The 21025-nt window shown below is 45.4% G+C and carries 12 protein-coding genes; 2 read left to right on the forward strand and 10 right to left on the reverse strand.

From position 1 onward, the window contains the following. Positions 1-102: 102 nt before the first annotated feature. On the forward strand, positions 103-1878 hold the full coding sequence (locus tag MUY27_RS08380; RefSeq protein WP_245129554.1) for an aminopeptidase P family protein: 1776 nt from the start codon (positions 103-105) through the stop codon (positions 1876-1878). Between the two features lie 17 nt (positions 1879-1895). Here MUY27_RS08380 and MUY27_RS08385 read toward each other — a convergent pair whose 3' ends face one another. From MUY27_RS08385 to MUY27_RS08425, 9 genes are all read right to left on the reverse strand, one after another. Beyond that, positions 1896-3314, reverse strand: coding sequence for an APC family permease (locus MUY27_RS08385; protein WP_245129555.1), 1419 nt, complete (start codon positions 3312-3314; stop codon positions 1896-1898). A gap of 5 nt (positions 3315-3319) precedes the next feature. Continuing rightward, a complete protein-coding gene (locus tag MUY27_RS08390) occupies positions 3320-5155 on the reverse strand; it encodes a DUF885 family protein (protein ID WP_245129556.1) in 1836 nt (611 codons plus the stop codon). A gap of 164 nt (positions 5156-5319) precedes the next feature. Next, on the reverse strand, positions 5320-6222 hold the full coding sequence (locus MUY27_RS08395; RefSeq protein ID WP_245129557.1) for an AraC family transcriptional regulator: 903 nt from the start codon (positions 6220-6222) through the stop codon (positions 5320-5322). Positions 6223-6356: 134 nt separating this feature from the next. After that, positions 6357-7601: an NAD(P)/FAD-dependent oxidoreductase gene (locus MUY27_RS08400; protein WP_245129558.1), complete on the reverse strand. Its 1245-nt coding sequence runs from the start codon at positions 7599-7601 to the stop codon at positions 6357-6359. A gap of 12 nt (positions 7602-7613) precedes the next feature. After that, positions 7614-8618 carry a 4-hydroxyproline epimerase gene (locus MUY27_RS08405; RefSeq protein WP_245129559.1) on the reverse strand — a complete coding sequence of 335 codons (1005 nt, stop codon included), beginning with the start codon at positions 8616-8618 and terminating at the stop codon, positions 7614-7616. 1 nt (position 8619) lies between these two features. Continuing rightward, the gene (locus tag MUY27_RS08410) at positions 8620-10200 is read right to left on the reverse strand and encodes an aldehyde dehydrogenase (NADP(+)) (RefSeq protein WP_245129560.1); all 1581 of its coding nucleotides are present in this window, start codon (positions 10198-10200) and stop codon (positions 8620-8622) included. A 6-nt stretch (positions 10201-10206) separates the two neighbouring features. Continuing rightward, positions 10207-11145 (reverse strand): dihydrodipicolinate synthase family protein, encoded by a 939-nt coding sequence (locus tag MUY27_RS08415; protein WP_245129561.1) that lies wholly within the window; start codon positions 11143-11145, stop codon positions 10207-10209. A gap of 124 nt (positions 11146-11269) precedes the next feature. Next, positions 11270-12661: a SusD/RagB family nutrient-binding outer membrane lipoprotein gene (locus tag MUY27_RS08420; RefSeq protein WP_245129562.1), complete on the reverse strand. Its 1392-nt coding sequence runs from the start codon at positions 12659-12661 to the stop codon at positions 11270-11272. A gap of 14 nt (positions 12662-12675) precedes the next feature. Next, positions 12676-15696, reverse strand: a complete 3021-nt coding sequence (locus tag MUY27_RS08425; RefSeq protein WP_245129563.1) for a SusC/RagA family TonB-linked outer membrane protein — start codon at positions 15694-15696, stop codon at positions 12676-12678. A gap of 339 nt (positions 15697-16035) precedes the next feature. Here MUY27_RS08425 and MUY27_RS08430 point away from each other — a divergent pair, with 339 nt between their 5' ends. Continuing rightward, the gene (locus MUY27_RS08430; RefSeq protein WP_245129564.1) at positions 16036-18399 is read left to right on the forward strand and encodes a glycoside hydrolase family 127 protein; all 2364 of its coding nucleotides are present in this window, start codon (positions 16036-16038) and stop codon (positions 18397-18399) included. Positions 18400-18519: 120 nt separating this feature from the next. On the opposite strand, the gene galA is transcribed toward MUY27_RS08430, so the two are convergent. Continuing rightward, positions 18520-20967: a beta-galactosidase GalA gene (gene galA / locus MUY27_RS08435; RefSeq protein WP_245129565.1), complete on the reverse strand. Its 2448-nt coding sequence runs from the start codon at positions 20965-20967 to the stop codon at positions 18520-18522. Positions 20968-21025 lie beyond the last annotated feature (58 nt).

Consider the following 21025-nt stretch of genomic DNA (forward strand, 5'->3'; position numbering starts at 1 on the left):
ATTTATAAAATGATAAATTAATCATACAAAAAGTTAATATCGGTAAAGCATTGGCCCAAGATAAAAATACCTTTGTAAGCTGTTACCTGATTTATAATTGCGATGACCTACAAAGAAAAACTGGCGGCTATAAGAGCGCAAATGAAAGAGAATGGTGTGGATGCCTACATTATCCCTTCGGCAGATCCACACATTAGCGAATATGTCCCCGAGCACTACAAATGCCTGCGCTTTGCGAGTGGCTTTACCGGATCGGCTGGAACGATCCTGATTACGCACGAGTTTGCCGGGCTATGGGCTGATTTCCGCTATTTTGTGCAGGCAACCGAACAGTTGGAGGGTACCGGCTATGAACTGGTGAAACTAAAAGTACAACATGCACCAGAATACATTTCGTGGCTTCATCAAACTCTTCCTGATGGTGCGGTGGTGGCCTGCGACCAGAATTTATTATCCGTTCTGCTTGGTGAACTAATCACCAAAGAACTTGCGGATAAAAACATCAGCCTTAAGCATTTCGACTTCCTGAGCAGCATTTGGGAAAATCGACCTGCGTTACCTGTTGAGCCTGCTTTTCTTATTAGTGAGCAGTTTACCGGCGAATCAGCAAGCAGTAAATTAACCCGGCTTAGGGCGGCATTAAAGCAGCATAAAGCGCAATCCACCCTCATCTCTTCTTTGGATGACATTGCCTGGTTGTTAAACATCCGCGGAAAAGATGTAAGTTATAACCCAGTAGTGCTCAGCTTCGTACTGATTGATATGGAAAGTGCCACTTTATTTATCGATGCAGCTAAACTAACGAAAGAAGATTTACTACAGCTGGAACAACAAGGTGTAAAGGTATCCGGATACCACGAAATTGAGGCGGCGCTTGCAGGGTTATCACCCAACCAAACCGTATTTATCGATCCGAAGCGTAACTGCTTTGCCTTATATCAATTGCTGCCGACATCGGTTAAAGTAGTACAACAGATTAACCCCACCACCCATTTTAAAGCGGTTAAGAACGCAACTGAAATTGAGCATACACGGCTCGCCATGGTTAAAGACGGTGTAGCAATGACCCGTTTTTTCAAATGGATGGAAAAGAACACCGGCAAGATTACCATTACGGAGCTTTCTGCGGCAGAGCAGTTATTGGCTTTTCGTGCAGAACTGGAGGGTTTTGCCGGTGCCAGTTTTAATACCATAGGCGGGTACAAAGCTCACGGCGCATTACCACATTACGCTGCTACAGAAGAAAGCAACAGCGAGATTTTACCCGAAGGTTTATTCCTGGTCGATTCTGGCGGACAATACCGTTATGGCACAACCGACATTACCCGCATGATCGCTATGGGCAACAACACCGATGAAGAAAAGCAGGATTACACCCTGGTTTTAAAGGGGTTAATAGATGGTTCTTCAACCATTTATCCAAAAGGAACACGCGGCTACCAGATCGATGCTATCTGCCGGAAACCGTTGTGGGATTACGCCATTAACTATGGACACGGTACCGGACACGGTGTAGGCTTTTTCTTAAATGTACACGAAGGCCCACAGGTATTGAACCCCACAAGCGTGGAAATTGAAATGGAAGAAGGCATGATCACTTCTATCGAACCGGGGATTTATCGTCCGGGTAAACATGGCGTTCGTATTGAAAACCTGGTGCTGACCATCAAGCAGGGAGCGAACGAATTCGGCGAATTTTATGCCTTCGAAACGCTAACGCTTGCATTGATAGATACTTCACTAATAAAGAAAGATTTGCTGGAAAACCGCCACATTACCTGGCTAAATAACTATCATCAACAGGTTTACGAAAAGCTAAGCACCCATCTTACGCCAGAAGAAAGCGCCTGGCTGAAGCAAAAAACAGCAGCTATCTAATCTGCCAAAAAATATTCTTACTGCGCAGCAGATTTCGCATGACTGCTGCGCAGTATGATATAATACACAGGTATTCCCGCTAACGTTATCAGCAGGCCTGGCCAGGTGTAAGCCGGTTTATAAGCAATCAGCAGCAGGCAAAAAGCCAGCCCCATCAGAATATAAATAACCGGCAGCACGGGGTAACCAACAGCCCGGTATGGACGTTCGGCATCCGGCATTTTTTTTCTCAGGATAAATATTCCGGCGATGGTCAACATGTAGAAAACAACAACCACGAAAGAGATCATATCCAGCAAATCGCCATACTTACCGCTTAAGCACCACAATGAAGCCAGCAGGCATTGCACCCACAGGCCGTAACCGGGCACAGCCTTTTGGTTCAGATGCCCTGCCTTTTTAAAGAAAAGTCCGTCTTTAGCCATCGAATAATACACACGGGCGCCAGCCATAATAAGGCCGTTATTGCAGCCGAATGTGGAAACCATAATGAGCACCGCAATGATCCACGTACCCGGTCCGCCAAAAATATGCTGCGACGCCGTTACCCCTACCCGGTCTTTATCAGAAGCAGCAATATCATGCAAGGAAAGCACCGACAGGTACATTAAATTAGTGACGATATAAATAACCGTAACGATGAGCGTACCCAGGGCCAGGCTTAACCCGATGTTCTTTTTAGGGTTTTTAATTTCACCAGCAATAAAGGTGACGTTGTTCCAGGAATCGCTACTAAAAATTGAACCGACCATAGCGGCTGCAATAGCACCGAGTGCGGCAATAGTAGTGTAGTTAGCCACGCTGCCGTCTTTCCCCAGTTGGTGCAGGTTCCAGGCATCGGTCCAGTTTACATGCCACACCTCCGGCTTAAAAGCTACGAAACCAAATATGATGAGTGCGGTAAGGCTCACTAATTTAGCCGAAGTAAAAATGGTTTGCACCGCTTTACCGCTATTTACCCCCAAGCTGTTAATGAACGTAAGCAGTACAATAACACCAATAGCTAATAACTGTGCAGAAGAAATTTTCAGAAACCCGGCCTGTAGCAGCAGGTGATCTTCGCCAAGTTGCGGGAATAAATAGGCGGTGAATTTTGCAAATGCTACACCGACAGCAGCAATGGTAGCCGTTTGAATAACGGTAAAAAAACTCCACCCGTAAAGAAATGCTACCAGCGGATTGTATGCCTGTTTCAGATAAACATATTGCCCGCCTGCTTTCGGGAACATTGCGCTTAGTTCGCCATAACTGAGCGCCGCCGTCAGCGTCATAAACCCGGTGATCAGCCAAACGAACAATAGCCATCCAGCACTGCCGGTATTGCGAGTGATATCTGCACTGACGATGAATATACCGGAACCGATCATACTACCGGCTACCAGCATGGTCGCATCAATCAGTTTCAGCGAAGGGACAAAAGATTCTTTCTCGGCCATTTTATTTATTGGGCAGCGTGGGTGGTTTTAGTTGCAGCAGGCTCATCTTTCAAATTATAAAAACGCCAGCTTGTCTTAAAGTCGGGGCTTAGGGGCTGGTTGGTCAGGGTGGCTCTAAGCATTTCAACCGGTATCAGGTTTTCTTTAATTGCCGCATCATTAAACTGCTTCAATGTCATCTTACCGCTGTCAACTAGCTCTTTCTTTAAACCCCATAATTGCAAGCCACCGGTAAGGTACGCCACCTGGTATAACGGGCTATAGCCACCGGCAAATGAACGCCGTACTTCGCCTTCTGCATTCGCCCGTTCGTGGCCTACACGGTCTACCAGAAAATCTATACACTGTTGCGGGGTCCAGTTACCTAAATGATAGTTGAGCGAAAAGATGATCCGCGCGCAACGGTGCATTCGCCAGAACAGCATCCCGATTCGCTCCTCAGGTGTTTTTGCATAACCTTTGTCATACATTAACAGCTCCCAGTATAAGGCCCAACCCTCTATGGCAAACGGCGTTTCAAAACTGCCGCGATAGGGCTTGTAGCGGCTGTTCATAAAATATTGCAGGTTATGGCCCGGTATCAATTCGTGGGGAACCGTACCACGCGAAAAATAAGGGTTATTACCGCGCATACTCATCAGGCGGTCTTTCTCGCTCATGGTATTGGTTGGGTAAGAAATGCTGATCTCCCTGCCACCTGTGAAAAACGGGTTAACCAGTTGTCTCTGCGGGCTCATCATAATCATGCCCCAGGTTTCTTCGGCCAATGGTGGCACGGTAATCATATCATTTGCCTTGATGAAGTTGATCGCGCTGTTATACAGCGACAAGATCAGTTCCGGCTGGTGCCCGGCAGGTACGTAGCTGTTCTTTACTTTTTCGAGTGCAGCTTTCCAGTTGGCACCGAACCCCATCTCGGTTGAGGCTTTCAGCATTTCACGGTCGCACCACGCAAATTCCTTGTTTGCCAGGGCAATCAGCTCTTCTGGTGTGTAAGGGATCATTTCAGCCTGTAATTGCCTGATCAGTTCTTCGCGGCCGATAGGCACGCCTTTTATACCGCTGCTATCTGCCTTTTGCGAACTGATAACTTTGCTTTTGGCCTTAATAGCGGCAGCATAATCGGTTAGTGCCGTATCGAGCTGCTTGTAGGGTTTGGGTATCCACCAGGAGAACGATGGGTCATACCCATTGTAAAAATCATAAACGTTTTTCAACCGCGCCTGTAAGCCATTAACGGCATCCTCACCCATCCGTGCCAGCGGTTGCTCTATATAAGGTACTTTTTTTAACTCGTCGGCAGATTTTTTTAATTCCTGCGCTACATTATTCAACTGCCAGGCAACTTCCTGTGCATCCAGGTAGGTGCCCCGGCGGCGCTTTTTATCTAACAGGTAGATCGGGTCTGAAAAGGGCAGGTATTTGGTGATCCTTGCGTAAGTATCGGCTTCTTTGTTCAGCACACCCAGGTTAAACTGGATCTCCTTTTTCAGCAGGATATAATCTACCTTACCATAGATACTCATGCTACTGAAATTAAGCTGCTTCAGTTTATCCAGGTATCCATTTTCTATTTCTATCAGCCGTTTTCTTTCTTCGGGCGAATTCAAAACGGGTTCTTTGCCTTGTTCTTCACCTTTTTTGTTCAGCTTATACGGTGTATAAAAATCGGTTATCGCATCCAGGTCCTGCTGATGCTGGATCACCAGCCCGGACACTTCACTGGCCTGCTCATAAATACCCTGGTTAGCTACCACCTGGGCATCGGCGGATTGTTTATTAGAACAGCAAAAACAAAACAGTAATATGCCGGCTACTTTTAAAGATCGGTTCAGAAACATGGGTATCATCAAGTAAATTAATCAGTGCGGTTGCTTAACTTCAAGCCTAACCGCTACCTATAAAAATAGCGGTAGTTTACCACCGCCATTTATTGGATTTTACCCTGTATTAATAATTTTTTAACAGCTTGCGTTGAATTATCACCGGTATATTGTAAATCTGCTTAACCGGCTACCCTGATCGGGTTATTGAAGTTTCTGTTATAGTTATCGATATACTCGCGCGGCGACGTGCCTGTTACCATGCGGAACACCCTGTTAAAATTGGTAATGCTGTTGAAACCGCACTTGTAAGCCACCGTCGAGATACTATCGTAGGTATAGTCCGTCAGCTTTTTACAGGATTCGTTAATCCGCACCTCATTTAAGAAGGAAATAAAGGTGTGGCCGGTATGCTTTTTAAAGTAGCGGCAAAAAGCCTGAGGTGTCATATGCGCGGCATTGGCAACATCTTCGAGGGTAATAGCCTCGTGATAAAACTGCATGATGTAGTTGTAAATATTGCTGATGCGGATACCCTCATTCTCTGAAATACGATGCGACGTACCGTAGGACGATAAACCCTCTGCTTTAACACCATGGTGATATAAGATCTTCAGCAATTTAAAAAGGTGGATCAATTGATCTGGCCCAAAAGCATTTTTGAACGAAAGCATCTTGCTCGAAATCTCGTTAAAAGCATCGTCGGGAACTTTAAAGCCATGCTGGTACTGCTGCAAAAAGGCTTTAACCGGTTTCATTTCCGGCAGGTCGAGTACGGCATGCAGCTGGCCGTTAGGATTAAAAAATATAGTGATCGCCTTTACACATTTGTTGCTGTCGCTGTTAAAATACTCGGGGTTACTTTTAAAAAGATGCGGCAGGTTCGGTCCGAGGAAGAAAACGTCACCAGGCGCAAAATCGTGCATATGATTTCCTACTACCAGCGTCCCCTCGCCCTGCTGTATCCAGGTGATCTGAATTTCTTCGTGCCGGTGCAGGTATGGATAAAAATGAGGTAAGTGAACTTGTTCGAAAATGACACTCTTATCGTGCGCTACAGGGATAGTAAATTGCAGAACTTTCATCTGGATCGGGGTTTGCTTGCATTAAGATAAGATTTTAACCTTATAAAAGCAAAAACATCCACATTAAAGTTAATATTTAAGAAGTAGAGGATAATTTTTAGTCAGTTTCCCTCTACTTCTTTAGGAACGTCGATTTAAAAACGGTCGGGAGAAAAAGCAGACACGCCGATAGTTGTCGGTTGTTCTGAGATGAGTTCGTTAACAAGGTAGCCGGTTGCCGGTCCGAGGCTTAACCCCATCATGCCATGGCCGGTAGCAATTACGAGGTTATTATAATCATGTGTGCGACCGATGTAAGGTAACCCATCCGGCGAAGCGGGCCTGAAACCATACCAGATATCTTTTTCTGTCGGAATAGCCGGTTTCAGATCCGGAAAATACTTAGGTATTGATTCAACTATTCCCTGCACCCGTTTCATATTAATCCGGTTGTTCAGTTTATCAAGTTCCATCGTACCGCCGTATCGCAACTGTCCGTTCATGGGTGTAATAGCCACCCGCGCTTCAGCCAACAAGGCCGGTATCGTCATGCGGTTTTCGGGTTCGGGAACCATAAACGAATAACCTTTACCCGGCATCAGCGGGATATTAATTTTAACCATTTCAGCTATCGCCGGCGACCATGTTCCCCCCGCGATAACGAATTGATCTGCCGTCCATTCCTTTTCACCGGTAAATACTTTAGTGATCTTGCTGCCCGATTTATCTATCCGGGTAACCATATGATTAGGGTAAATTTTCACCCCTTTTTCCTTCAGGTATCTGGTTAAACCGGTGATTAAAGCGTTAGGGTAAAGATGCCCGTCGCAACGGTAATGTACCGCTCCAAGCACATCTAAGTTTAACTGCGGCTGCAGGGCTTTACATTGTTCAGCAGTAAGTACAGCCATATCCAAACCAAGCTCTGCAGCTCTTTTGGCTAAATGCGCTTCTTCCTCTGCCGCTTTTTCGGTTTTATAGAACATCAGGATGCCCTTATCAGTAAGGCCAAAACCGATACCGGTTTCCTGCGAAAGCGTGCTGTATAATTTCTTGCTGAGCAGGGAAAGATCGCGGAGCGGAACGGCAGCATTCTGAACATGGGCTTCAGTGGCATGCTTCATAAATTTCAAACCCCACGATAATAAAGCTGGATTTAATGACGGCTTTACGTAGAACGGGCTTTTACTGTTAAACATCCAACGGATGCCCTGTTGTATCATTCCAGGCGCGGCAAGTGGTATAAAATGGCTCGGCACAATCATACCAGCATTACCTGATGAACAGTTGTCAGCCAGGTCGCCTTTATCCAATATAGTAACCGAATGTCCGGATTTTTGCAGGTAGTAAGCCGCGCTAAGACCTATAATGCCGCCACCTATAATTATTACTTCTGACATGAATAGCTGAATTTAAAGCACCTGAAAGCCATGTGCGTAAGGATCCTCTTCGTCGTCTATCTTGATGGTATTGTAACCGTATACTTTCGCCCAACCTTCAATGCTTGGAATGATTGCTTCAAAGTCGTTAAGTTTTACCACATCCTCTACCCTTCCGGTAAACTTACTGCCGATGATACTTTCGTGGATAAAAGCATCACCTTTTTTAAGTTTTCCTTTAGCAAACCATTGTGCCATCCGGGCAGAGGTGCCGGTTCCGCACGGCGAGCGGTCTATAGCCTTATCGCCATAAAAAACAGCATTCCGGGCGGTAGCGTCTTCAGACAAAGTTTTACCAGCCCATAAAATATGTGTACAGGTATGGATAGTGGGGTTTTGCGGATGAACGAAAGTATACAACTGATTGATACGTTCGCGCAATACGCGGCTCCATGCGATCAACTGCCCGGCGCTATAGTGCTCCAACCCCTGAAAATTGGGCTGGGGATCAACAATCGCATAGAAGTTGCCGCCATAAGCTATATCAACCTTTAGCAAGCCCAGATCAGGGCATTCTACTTCCAGGTTTTCTGCTGCAAGGTAGGAAGGCACGTTAGTAAGCTTAACAGATTTTACCTTTTTACCTTCCTGCTTGTATTCGATCAACACCAGGCCTGCGGGCGCTTCCATGCGTATTACTCCGGGTACCTTAGGAGTGATCAGCCCTTCTTCTATGGCTATGGTAATGGTACCGATTGTACCATGCCCGCACATAGGCAGGCAACCGCTTGTTTCTATAAACAATACTGCAACATCATTTTCGGGATTATGCGGCGGATAAAGAATGCTGCCCGACATCATATCATGGCCACGCGGCTCAAACATCAGCCCGGTGCGGATCCAATCATACTCACGCAAAAAATGTTGGCGCTTTTCGCTCATATTCGTCCCGGTTAGATTGGGCCCGCCACCGGCTACCAACCGTACCGGGTTTCCGCATGTATGGGCGTCAATACAAAAAAAGGTTTTATTAGCCATGTTATTCTTTCGTCCAGCGGTTGTTTACCATTCTCCAGATATTTAATGGGTTGGCATTCTGCAATTCCTCAGGCAAGAGGCTATCCTCCCAGTCTTGCCAGGCCAGCGGCCTTACAAAACGATAGATAGCAGCTGTACCAACCGAAGTAAACCGGCTGTCGCTGCTGGCCGGAAAAGGACCGCCATGCTGCATTGCCGCGCAAACTTCTACACCTGTTGGCACACTGTTTAAAATCAACCGCCCGGTTATGGTGCTTAAATTATCCAGCAAATGCCTGTATGCCGGTAGTTCGCTCTTCTCGGCCAATACCGTTACGGTCAGTTGTCCCGGCAACACCGCAACAACCTGCTCCAGTTGTGCCTGGTCGTCCGCGATCACCAGTAATGATAACGGCCCGAAAACTTCTTCCTGTAACTTTGGATTAGCAAGAAAATCAGCAGCTTTAACTTTCAGGACGGCTGCGGAAGACTGATTGGTACAGTCGGAATTCACAGCGGTTGATTTCGCCAGTAAAGTTACACCTGCCTGTGCCATCATTGCTGATGAAAGCTTTTGATAATTCTCCCAAATACCATTTGTGAGCATGGTTGCCGAAGGCGTATCTTCTATTGCAACAGATAGTTTTGTTACAAACTGATCTAAATCGGCAGATTGTATTGCCAGCATCAGTCCCGGGTTTGTGCAGAACTGCCCTGCGCCGAGCGTTATAGAAGCAGCATATTTTGCAGCCAGTTCGTCCGACTTATTTTTTAATGCTTCCGGAAGGAACAATACCGGGTTAATGCTCCCCATCTCTGTAAATACGGGAATCAGGTCTTCCCGCTGACGAGCCAGCTCAATCAGAGCCATGCCACCTTTGAAAGATCCGGTAAAGGCTACCGCTTTTGTTTCCGGATGTTTTACCAGTTGTGCGGCAACAGCATACCCTGTATCATAAAGCATCGAGAAAACACCCTCTGGCATCTCCGTTGCTTGTGCAGCCCTACTGATTGCTTCCCCTACCAATGCGCTGGTACCGGGATGCGCCGGGTGAACTTTTACAATAACCGGGCAGCCTGCAGCAAATGCAGATGCGGTATCGCCACCGGCAACAGAAAACGCTAAGGGAAAGTTGCTTGCGCCGAATACCACAACAGGGCCCAGCGGCACCATCATTTTACGTATATCGGGTTTGGGTAAAGGTGTACGCTCGGGTTGCGCGGTATCAATTACGGCATTCACCCAGGCGCCTTCTTCAAGCAGATCTGCAAACATGCGCAACTGACCTGTTGTACGGCCCATCTCGCCCAATAAACGGGCGGCAGGTAAGCCGCTTTCGAGAACCGCACGATCTACCAGCGTACTACCCAAAGCAATAATTTCAGCTGCGATAGCCCGCAGGAAAACGGCCTTTTTTTTACCTGATGTATTTTTTAATTGTACAAAGGCATTTTTTGCCGCTTCTAAAGCACTGTCTACCAACACTTCATTTGCAACCTCAAATTCACCATCAAGCTCAATTCCCTTTGACGGATCAGTTGCTTTAAATCTCCCGCCACTAGCCTTTCGGTAGTTACAGGCTATAATATTTTCACCAATCATATTAAATCAGTTTGACAAGGTTTCCACACTACCCCAGCTTCCTACAGGAAGTTCCGGCCGGGCGGCTACCGCGTCAGCGATTATTTTTTGCACACGAGTTCTTTCTTCACCTTTTAGCGGCAACCTTGGTGCACGTACACGTTCGGTGCCAATACCTGTTGCTACTTCTGCTAATTTAATATATTGTACAAGTTTCGGATGGATATCAAGTTCCAGAACGGGCAAGAACCAACGGTGTATGGCACGCGCCTCTTCATATCTTCCGGCTTTTATCAGCCTGTATATAGCCACTGTCTCGCGCGGGAAGGCATCAACCAAACCGGCAACCCAGCCATCTGCACCCATCATTAAACTTTCGGTTGCAATAGGGTCAACACCGGTGAATATTTTAAAACGATCACCGAAACGATTGATCATCCTGGTCACGTTGATTACATCGCGGGTTGATTCTTTAACGGCAACGATATTCTCTATAGTCGCCAGTTGTTCAAACATTTCCAGCGTAACTTCAATTTTATAATCAACCGGGTTATTATAAATCATAATTTCCAACGGTGTGCTTTTAGCTACTTCTGTGAAGAATGCAACTGTTTCATCGTCATCAGCCTTGTAGCGCATTGGCGGCAATAGCATTAAACCATTAGCACCATATTCATAAGCTTTTTTTGCAATCTCAACGGCAGAACGTGTGGTTTGCTCTGCAATATTCAATATCACAGGTACGCGTCCTTCTACCAGTTCCAATGTATGTTTAAGTAAGGCGAATTTCTCATCGTCTGTTAAAACACTGGCTTCGCCTAAAGATCCTCCGAGGATAATACCGTTTACACCAGCTTCAAGTTGGGCATAGATATTTTTGTCAAAAGCATCAAAGTCCAGTTGATCATCCGCACCAAACTTTGTAGTAACTGCCGGGAAAACACCGGTCCATTCGAAATTCATCATATCCGTAAAATATTTGTCAAAAGTAATAAGGTCTTATAAAGTCGGCAGTGTTAATCTTAGCTTAAACTTATTCAATTTTAACCATAAAATTGCACACTGCCGACCGGTTTATTTTCAATATAAATTATTTGGTATCCCACCAAACACGGCTGGTTAAGGTTGCGCTTTGTACTGGCTGCGGGTTAGAGGTGATTTCTAATTGAGGATACAGTACTCGGCGCGGAATATCAGATAATGCGTTTAAAACCTTGGTTATTTTCGGGTAACCGGTTCTTCTCCAGTCGGTAAAGTTTTCCATTAACAGGAAGTTGGCAATCTGCTTTTCTTCCATAATCAACTGTAGTGCATTATTTGCGGTTAATGTTCTGCTTGCCAGATAAGTGGCAGCATCTGTACTGCTTACGCCCAATTTATTCATGTGCGATTGTACACCTGCAATGTAGAATGGAGCGGCAGCAGCAAAGCCCGAAGTGTAATAGGTAGCCTCGGCTTTCAGGAACAATACCTCTGAATAGTTAACCAAGTAATTATAGGCTGCAGCACCTGCATAAAAACTTGCCGGAATTGAATAAGATTCTAAACTACCAATGGCGGTCAGGCCATTTTGACGGCCGGTGTACAGCCCTGTTTGTTTTGCCGGTGCAACCATTTTTGAAACACGCGGATCATTTCTTTGTGCGAAACCGTTTACGAAGGTATCGCCCAGTACAAAGGTAGAAACCGACAGGAAGTTTTGCTGCCATGGGTTTTCTGTACCGGCAGAACCGGTATACACCATTTTAAAATCATCGCTGTTAGAAGTCATGGCATTATTCAAAGCTGTAAGTGCCAGCTGGGCCTGTGCAGCAGGTGTAGTACCCGGAGCGTTAATTAAGTGCATGTAATAACGCGCCTTTAAGGTGTAAGCCAGCTTAACCCACTTGGTCATATCTCCATTGTAGTAAAGATCATCTCCAGATGGTGCTACGCCGCCCTTTTTGTTAATGTCGGCAATCCCCGCATCTAATAAAGCTTGCACCTGGGCATAAATGCTCTGTTGAGAATCGTAGGTTGGTGTCAGGTTATTAGTGCCATTAAAAGCTTGTGAATACGGAATATCTCCCCATAAATCAGTCGCTGTTGCTAAACAGTAAGCAGTTAAAATTTTGGATATGCCTGAATAGTATGTTTTACCATCCGCTTCGGCCATTTTAGTCAGGTTCCGCAGGTTATTTAAACAGCCCACATAGATATTGCTCCAGTCGCCATCCGTATCGCTATTATACATCAGGTAAGTACCAGAGTTTGGTGCTACCTGGTTTAGCGCCATCACCTGCATGTATTCCTGCACGGTACAGGCAACGCCGCCGCCTGCCATTACGTCTGAAGATATTTTTAATTCTACCGGTGCAAGAATCAGTGATTCTTGTACGGAAATTGGTCTGTTCGGGTCCTGGTTTACATCGATGAATTTTTTACATCCGGTAAATACCGTAAGGCCGCCAGTAAGTATGATTATGCTATATAGTTTTTTCATGATCCATTTAAATTTTAAAGGGTAAACTTCAGATTAAAGTCAACTGATCTTGAAGTTGGGGTTGAGAAAGAGTAAATACCCTGTGCGCCGTTAGACGCGCCGAAAGAACTCACCTCTGGGTCGCCGCCGGTAAAGTGCGGTGCGTAGATCCATAGGTTACGTCCGGTTACGCTTAAAGCAACCATTTTAAACGGTGTGTGAACTAACCAGGATGGTTTGAAAGAATAACCGATGCTGGCATTACGCAGTTTTACGTAAGTACCATCTTGTATAACAGATTCAGTAATACCGTTGATACGTTGGTAGTAGCTTTGGCCGCTAACAGCAACGGTGTTTGCCTGGCCGGTTACATCGCTGATGCCAGGTACCACGCGTAAACCACGGTCTTCGGTTACTTTAGGTGTGCCATAGAAGTAGCCATAACCGTCTACGTTGTTCTGAATATCGCCGCCCTTTTTAATGTCAAAGAAGAAACTGAAGTTAAATTGCTTGTACCTGAAGTTATTGGTAATACCGCCGGTCCACTTCGGGTTGATATCACCAATAATGCCTTGCGCAGCGTCTGCATATGGCAAACCGTCGGCACCAATTTTTAACTGACCAGAAGCAGTGCGGGCATAACGCGTACCGAATATAGTACCATACGGCTGGCCGTCAATAATGGTGGTGAAGCCGTTACCGATCTGTTGCAAATCACCGTTGATGGCAAGTACTTTGTTGCGGATACGGCTGAAGTTGATGGTTACATCCCATGAGAAATCTTTAGACCTAACCGGTTTGCCGCCCAGTAACACTTCGATACCGCGGTTGCGCATCACACCTGTATTAACTGTTGTACCATTGTAACCGGTTGATGGTGCTATGGTTACACCCGGGATAATACCAAACTTGGTCTGTTTCTGGAAGTAAGATGCTTCAAGGGTAATTCTGTTTTTGAACCATCCGCCTTCAAAACCTGTTTCAAACTCGTTGATACGCTCATTCTTCAGGTTAGGGTTACCCAATACCGAACTTAGCAAGAAGCCTGCCTGGCCCATATAAGGGAAAGAAATATTTCTTACCCCAACGCTGCTGTAAGGTGTCTGTAAAGAGTAAGGGTCGACGCCGTCGTTACCAACAGTAGCATACGATACCCTGAATTTCGCCAGGTTCATTACATCAGCTAAACTTTGTGAGAAAAACTCTGACAGGATAAAACTGGTTGCAGCAGAACCGTATGGATAGTAGCTATGATCAATCGATAACTTCGAGCTGCCGTCATACCTTCCGGTTAATGACAGGATCAGGAAGCGTTTATAATCAATGTTCGATTGTGCATAGAATCCGATTTTGCGGGTCAGGTAATGACCTTCACCGTAAGTGATGGTGGATGCAGAGCTGACGTTATCGAAATTAGCAATGGTTAAACCGGTACCGGTACCATATAAATACTGCACATACTTAGAATAAATATTATTACCCAATACCAGGTCTACGTCAAAATCGCCAAACTTCTTGTTGCCTTTCAGGAAAAAGTCGTTATTAAACTGACGGAAGTTGATGGTTTGGTCGATGATGCGGCCGTTAGGGTTAGAGACTGATCCGGCAGCTTCTTTATATTTATCAGTCTCCGTATATACGTCGGCACCAAAACGCTCAGTTATTGTCAACCAGCTTAAAGGCGCATAGTCGGTAGTGAAAGTAGGCAGAAAACGGTTTACACCGCTTTTGTTGTAAATGTTATTTACCACCCAGTACGGATTATTACGAGAGTAACGGTATAAGCGCTGGTTACCGCTGGCATCTAAATAAGGCAACAGGTTGTAAGAGATTGGCGCAGTAAAGATCGTCCAAACCGGGCTTTCCAACGCGTACCCTTCTGGCAAGCTGTTTTTTTGCGAGTTGGAATAATTCAGTTGGAAGGTGGTATTCACTTGCTTGCTCAACTGGTTACCAAATTTTGCAAAGAATGTATTCCTTAAAAAGTCTGTAGCCGGAACAGTACCTTTTTGATAATAGTTACCATAAGAAAAGTAGTAACTGGAAGCAGCATTTCCGCCGTTGACGCTCACAGTATTATTACGTGACGAACCGGTAGGGAAGAACTCTTTCAACTGGTTGTAAACCGGTGCTGGCTGACCGTTAATTTTCAATGTGTCCATCAACGCTCCCCACGATGTGCTGGTCTTCCTGGTGACACCGTCGTAATACTGGCCGTTAAACCCCTGGGAATATTTATTCTGGACTTTGGGGAACAAGGCGTTATCCACCGAATAGTCTGATGAAAAATTAACGCTTGGCGCTTTGTTCTTAGAACCGTTTTTGGTAGTAATGATAATTACGCCGTTAGCTCCGGAAGAACCGTACAAAGCTGTTGCGGCCGCACCTTTCAGTACGTCCATGCTTTCGATAATAGATGGGTCGATGTCTACCAAACGGTTAGCACCCGGACCAGAGTTAAGGGTGCCGGTTTCATCATTATTGATTGGCACGCCGTCTACAACCATCAGCGCCTGGTTATCACCGTAAAAAGAGGAAGCGCCGCGGATGACGATACGTGAAGAACTTCCCGGAGTACCCGAAGAAGTGGTGATCTGTACTCCCGAAACTTTGCCGTCAATAGCGTTTAACAGGTTGGGATCTTTAGCTTGGGTAATCTCGTCGCTTTTGATCTGTTGGGTACTATAGGTTAATATACGCTTATCGCGTTTTACACCTAAGGCCGTCACTACCACATCTGTCAGTGTTTGATTATTGTCAGAAAGGGTTACGGTAAGGGTAGCTTTAGCAGTTACTTCCTGCGTGTTGTAACCAACCGCGCTGATTACTAATACAGTGTTCGGCGGTGTGTTGTTGATGGCGAACGAACCGTCCGCTGCGGTAGTGGTACCTTTAGTACTTCCTTTAATTTTAACAGTTGCTCCGGGTACTGGGAGGCCTTTGCTGTCGAACACCTTACCTTTTACAAAGGAAGACTGCGCAAAAGCATTACAGCAGAGCACTATTAAACAGAAGCAGGCAGGAATGAATTTTTCAAGTACATTTTTAAGCTTCATAAACAATAGCTTTTGGGGTAATTTTTGTGGTCAGTTAGTTAATAATGTGATATTATTGTAAAATTATGGTTACCATTTAGGTGGGTTTTCTTCAATTTTTACTACTTGTAGCTAAAAATTAACTTCGTAGGATTTCTCGAAGCAGTTGAAATACTTGTTTATCCTGCTTTTATCATCAAAAAGCAACTCTGACTGAGGGCATAATCCGCGGCAATTACTGTAAAGAGCGGTGATGAGGATGGGCTTAGGGTTAAAATATGGGCAACAAATGCAAAATATCATTCCTAAGAACTGCGGTTATTGCACTAAATTGACTTCTTATAAACCAAACTTCCGAAAATGAAAACCCTATATAAATATCTCTTATACAGCAATTTGTGTATAAGTACATTCAGCACGGCAGTAGCGCAATCCTACCTTCCAACCTGGCAGGATAAACGCATGAAGGTAAAACCAACCGTTCCCATTAAAGCATACGCCTTTGATCTGCAACAGGTGCAATTACTTGAGGGCCCTTTTAAAACGGCTATGTTGGCAGATGAAAAATACTTATTATCCATAGAACCGGATCGTTTGCTATCAGGCTTTCGCAGTCACTCCGGCCTGAAACCAAAAGGCGCGCTGTATGAAGGATGGGAATCGTCTGGCTTAGCAGGGCACACTTTAGGCCATTACCTTTCGGCAATCTCTATGCTTTATGCGTCCTCGCATAATCCGGCTGTTTTAGAACGCGTTAATTATATCGTTGATGAACTGTCCGAATGCCAGCAGGCACGCAAAACAGGTTATATCGGCGCCATACCGAAAGAAGATACCATCTGGGCAGAGGTTGCTAAAGGTGATATCCGCTCGCGGGGGTTCGACCTTAATGGCGGCTGGTCGCCCTGGTACACGGTCCATAAAGTTTTTGCCGGGTTACTGGATGCCTATCTTTATACCAATAATACCAAGGCTTTATTGATCGCCCAGAAGTTGGCAGACTGGACGCAGCAAACCCTGAAGAATCTTGATGATGAACAGATACAGAAAATGCTGCTTTGCGAGTACGGCGGAATGGCAGAAACCCTGGTGAACCTTTATGCCATTACCGGCGAGAAAAAATACATGGACCTGTCTTATAAATTTTATGACAAACGAATTTTAGACCCGCTGGCAAACCGTCAGGATGTGTTGCCAGGAAAGCATTCCAATACCCAGATACCTAAAATTATTGCTAGTGCCCGAAGATTTGAATTAAATAAAGATGTAAAGGATAAGGCTATTGCAGATTTTTTCTGGGAGACTATAATCCGTCATCACTCTTATGCTACGGGCGGCAACAGCAACTATGAGTATCTTGGCCAGCCAGATAAGCTAAATGATCAGCTGACAGAAAATACTACTGAAACCTGCAACACTTACAATATGCTGAAGCTAACCCGGCATCTGTTTGCGCTGGAACCATCGTCATATCTGATGGATTACTACGAGAAGGCATTGTACAACCATATTCTCGCCTCTCAGAATCACGAGGATGGCATGATGTGCTATTTTGTTTCGCTTCGTATGGGCGGGCGGAAAGAGTACAGTACCCCCTTTACTACGTTTACCTGCTGCGTGGGCTCCGGTATGGAAAACCACGTGAAATACAATGAAAGTATATACTACCGTGGAGATGGTGGTGGTATTTATGTTAACCTATTCATCCCTTCGGTATTGAATTACAAAGAGAAGGGCTTGATCTTAAAACAGGAAAGCAATTTGCCATCAGGTAATACGATAACTTACAGCATTAATGCTACTAAAAGCATATCGCTGCCCATTCGCATCAGAAAGCCAGGTTGGAGCACTTCAGCAACAGTTGCTGTAAATGGAGATAAACAACCTTTACAGATTGACAAAGAAGGCTATATCGTACTGAACCGCAAATGGAAAAACAATGACAAGGTGGTATTAACACTTGGCGAAAATGTTTATACCGAATCCATGCCGGACAACCCTGATCGCAAAGCTATCTTTTATGGCCCGGTAATGCTTTCAGGTGTATTGGGAGATAAAGAACCTGATCCGATTGCGGGGGTTCCTGTATTGGTAACCAATGAAAAAGACCCAAATAACTGGCTGAAAATGGTAGACCCTAAGCAGTTAGCGTTCAGCACTACACAAACCAACACACAGGAAAGTATTAAATTGGTACCCTTTTACACTACTAAAGATCAGTATTACACCGTTTACTGGGACGTATTTTCGCCACAGACTTGGGCTGTGCAGAAAAAGGCTTATGATGAAGAGAAAAAGAAACAGCAGGAGCTGGAAGCGCGGACCTTAGACATACTAAGACCCGGGGAAATGCAACCCGAACGCGACCATAATTTTACCGGTGAAAAAATAATTACCGGGGAAGACCACCTGCATAAATGGCGGTCGACAGAAGATGGGGGATACTTTTCTTACACCATGACTGTTGACCCTAACCGGCAAAATACCCTGATGAATATGTATTGGGGAATGGATAACCGCGGGCGTGTTTTTGATATCTGGATAGACGACATAAAGCTTACTTCCGAAGATTTGAATAAGTACAAAGAAAGCCGCTTTTATTACATTTCGTATCCAATACCGGTAGAATTAACCAAGGGTAAAAAGAAAGTAACTGTAAAACTTATAGCCAAAGCCAGCAACAGCGCCGGGCCCGTATACGGCAGCCGGATGGTGAAAGAATAAGCTCTTATATAAATAACTGCTAAAAAACAAAGGCCGAAAGGAGATGATCTTCTTTCGGCCTTGTTGTATCGTACAGGTAGCATCTCCTAAAAGATAGTCAACATCCGCACTGATCTAAATTTAATTACCCGCTACCTGCTTTAAAATTAGATCCTGTTTTTCAAGACCAGAGCCTGTTGCTGTTAGCGTTAGTTGATCTGCTTTGTCACCAGCGCGGATAATCAGTTGCGCTTTACCGCCAAATAGACTACGTTGCCAGTGTCCGTCAGTGCATTGGTCAGGTTCGTGGCTGCTAGGATCGCCGTTACCTACACCAATAATAGCTGCATCACCGCGCAGGTCAAACCGGATCAGGTTAGCTGCATCCGGCACTTCCCTACCCTTTTTATCCAGCACAGATACGTTAACTACGGTCGCATCTTCGCCATTGGCCAGCATCATCTTTTTAGATGGGGTAAGCACAATGCGGGCTGGCGCTTCGGTGGTTTCCACGCTGCTCTTTATTACGCGTCCGTTTTTATGTGCTACGGCAGTAAGTTTACCCGGCTGGTACTTAACTGTCCAAACCAGGTGCCCGTTTCTTGGCATATCTTTTTTACCCAGGCTTTTGCCGTTCAGGAAAAGCTCCACATCCTGCGCGTTGGTGTTCACCCACACCTCAATCGGCTGACCTTCTTTACCAGCCCAGTTCCAATGCGGTGCAATGTGCAGCACATCTTTATCCGTCCACCAGGACTGGTAGTAGTAATAAACCGTTTTAGGGAACCCACACATATCCATAATCCCAAAGTGCGAGTTGATGTTAGGCCAACGGTAAGGTGTTGGTTCCCCGCGGTAATCGAAACCTGTCCAGGCGAAGCCGCCCATAAACCACGGGCGCTTTTGCGTAATCTGCCACCAGGTTTCAGCAGTACTTGCCCATGAAGGGTAAGTAACATCATAGTCGGGTACGTAAGCACGTACGGTATCTTTAACAAATATACTGCGCGTAGTTACTGTACTGGCTACTTCGGTACCAATCACCGGTTGTTCGGGATGTGCCGCATGGTAATCGTCTAAAGCATGTAGATTATAATTGAACCCTCTGATCGGTATCACTTCGTTTACCCCTTTAAATACGTTACCCACGTTAGCAGCATAAGTACTTTCGCGTGTTGGGTCGAGTGATTTTTGCACCATTAACTGATTTTGAGCAATGCGTTTACCAATGTCGGTCCGTTGTGTAGCATATTCTTCATTACCGATAGACCACATAAAAATACTGGCATGATTACGGTCGCGAAGGATAAGATCGCGCAACTGCTGCTCATATTCTTTGCCGCTAGTTAATAACCGGGTTTCATCCATCACCAGCATACCCAGGCTATCGCAGGCATCCAGCAACTCTGGCGTCGGCGGGTTGTGGGTAGTCCGGTAAGCATTTACGCCCATCTCTTTCAGCAGGCGAACGCGGTAATATTGCAATTCGTCTGGCAGGGCCGAACCAACACCGGCATGGTCCTGGTGGCAGCTAACACCCTGAACTTTCATGGGATGGCCGTTCAGGAAAAAACCTTTCTCGCTGCTGAAAGTAAAAGTGCGCACACCAAACCGTGTTTTTACACTATCAATGGTTTTACCATTTACTTTAAGCAGTGAAACCACCTTATACAGGTATGGGTTATCCAAATCCCAAAGTTGTGCGTTTTTAAGGGTGATCTGATCTTTTACTGAAGCCTCTCCTCTTAAAGCAACATTCACGGGCAATTCCTTTCCTGAAGCTATCTTCTTCCCATTGCGGTCGGTAAGGTAACTCTGTACGGTTGCTGTCGCAGCACTAAGGCCCTTATTTTCAAAGGTAGTTTCAACGGTAACCTGCGCATCCTTCTGGTCTACGGCAGCATGCACAAACAACCCGCCTTCGCTTTTAAAGTGAACGTTATCATAGCTATTCAGCCAAGTATGGCGGTAGATACCTGCACCCTCGTAAAACCATCCTTCGAACTCGGTGGCATCAACCCTTACTACCAAAGCGTTCTTTTTATCGAAACGGATAAAGTCCGTAATATCAAAAGAAACACTGTTGTAGCCACTGAAATGGCCGCCCACGTAGTAGCCGTTAACCCAGATCTTACTATCGCGATAAATACCGTCAAATTGGATTTCGAACCGTTTGCCAGAATCTGCCTTAGCAACCTGGAATGTTTTACGATACCACCCGATACTATTTTCGGGGAAAAGACGGCCGACTGGTTTGTAGCCGTGTGAATCGATATCGTCATTCTTCACATATTGAAACGGCAGGCCAACCACCCAATCATGAGGCAGGCGTACGTTGGTCCATTCCTTATCATTATAATCTATAGCGATACAGGTACCCGCAGTTTCGCCCGACTTGGCAAACAGGTTGTTGCCGATGCCGAAGTTAAAATCGCGGGTAAAATCTGTCGCATGGCCGAGGTGAAACTTCCAGCCTGCATCAAAGTTCTGATGAGTGCGAACTGCTTTTGGCTGCGCCAGTGCAGAAGCAGAAACTGCAAATAAGAGCAGTAAAGAATTTTTGAGTTTTCTTTTGATGGTGATTTTCATTTAAATGAACGGGTTGATTGATAGATTATCTCAAAGATGAACATGCAAATAACGATTG

The organism is Mucilaginibacter straminoryzae, assembly GCF_022953055.1.
In the GTDB taxonomy this organism is placed as follows: Bacteria; Bacteroidota; Bacteroidia; order Sphingobacteriales; family Sphingobacteriaceae; genus Mucilaginibacter; species Mucilaginibacter straminoryzae.

What these genes read in the sequence shown, in the direction of transcription:
- MUY27_RS08380 (WP_245129554.1), top strand. Translation starts at nt 103, where the DNA reads ATGACCTACAAAGAAAAACTGGCGGCTATAAGAGCGCAAATGAAAGAG.
- MUY27_RS08385 (WP_245129555.1), bottom strand. Translation starts at nt 3,314, where the DNA reads ATGGCCGAGAAAGAATCTTTTGTCCCTTCGCTGAAACTGATTGATGCG.
- MUY27_RS08390 (WP_245129556.1), bottom strand. Translation starts at nt 5,155, where the DNA reads ATGTTTCTGAACCGATCTTTAAAAGTAGCCGGCATATTACTGTTTTGT.
- MUY27_RS08395 (WP_245129557.1), bottom strand. Translation starts at nt 6,222, where the DNA reads ATGAAAGTTCTGCAATTTACTATCCCTGTAGCGCACGATAAGAGTGTC.
- MUY27_RS08400 (WP_245129558.1), bottom strand. Translation starts at nt 7,601, where the DNA reads ATGTCAGAAGTAATAATTATAGGTGGCGGCATTATAGGTCTTAGCGCG.
- MUY27_RS08405 (WP_245129559.1), bottom strand. Translation starts at nt 8,618, where the DNA reads ATGGCTAATAAAACCTTTTTTTGTATTGACGCCCATACATGCGGAAAC.
- MUY27_RS08410 (WP_245129560.1), bottom strand. Translation starts at nt 10,200, where the DNA reads ATGATTGGTGAAAATATTATAGCCTGTAACTACCGAAAGGCTAGTGGC.
- MUY27_RS08415 (WP_245129561.1), bottom strand. Translation starts at nt 11,145, where the DNA reads ATGATGAATTTCGAATGGACCGGTGTTTTCCCGGCAGTTACTACAAAG.
- MUY27_RS08420 (WP_245129562.1), bottom strand. Translation starts at nt 12,661, where the DNA reads ATGAAAAAACTATATAGCATAATCATACTTACTGGCGGCCTTACGGTA.
- MUY27_RS08425 (WP_245129563.1), bottom strand. Translation starts at nt 15,696, where the DNA reads ATGAAGCTTAAAAATGTACTTGAAAAATTCATTCCTGCCTGCTTCTGT.
- MUY27_RS08430 (WP_245129564.1), top strand. Translation starts at nt 16,036, where the DNA reads ATGAAAACCCTATATAAATATCTCTTATACAGCAATTTGTGTATAAGT.
- galA (WP_245129565.1), bottom strand. Translation starts at nt 20,967, where the DNA reads ATGAAAATCACCATCAAAAGAAAACTCAAAAATTCTTTACTGCTCTTA.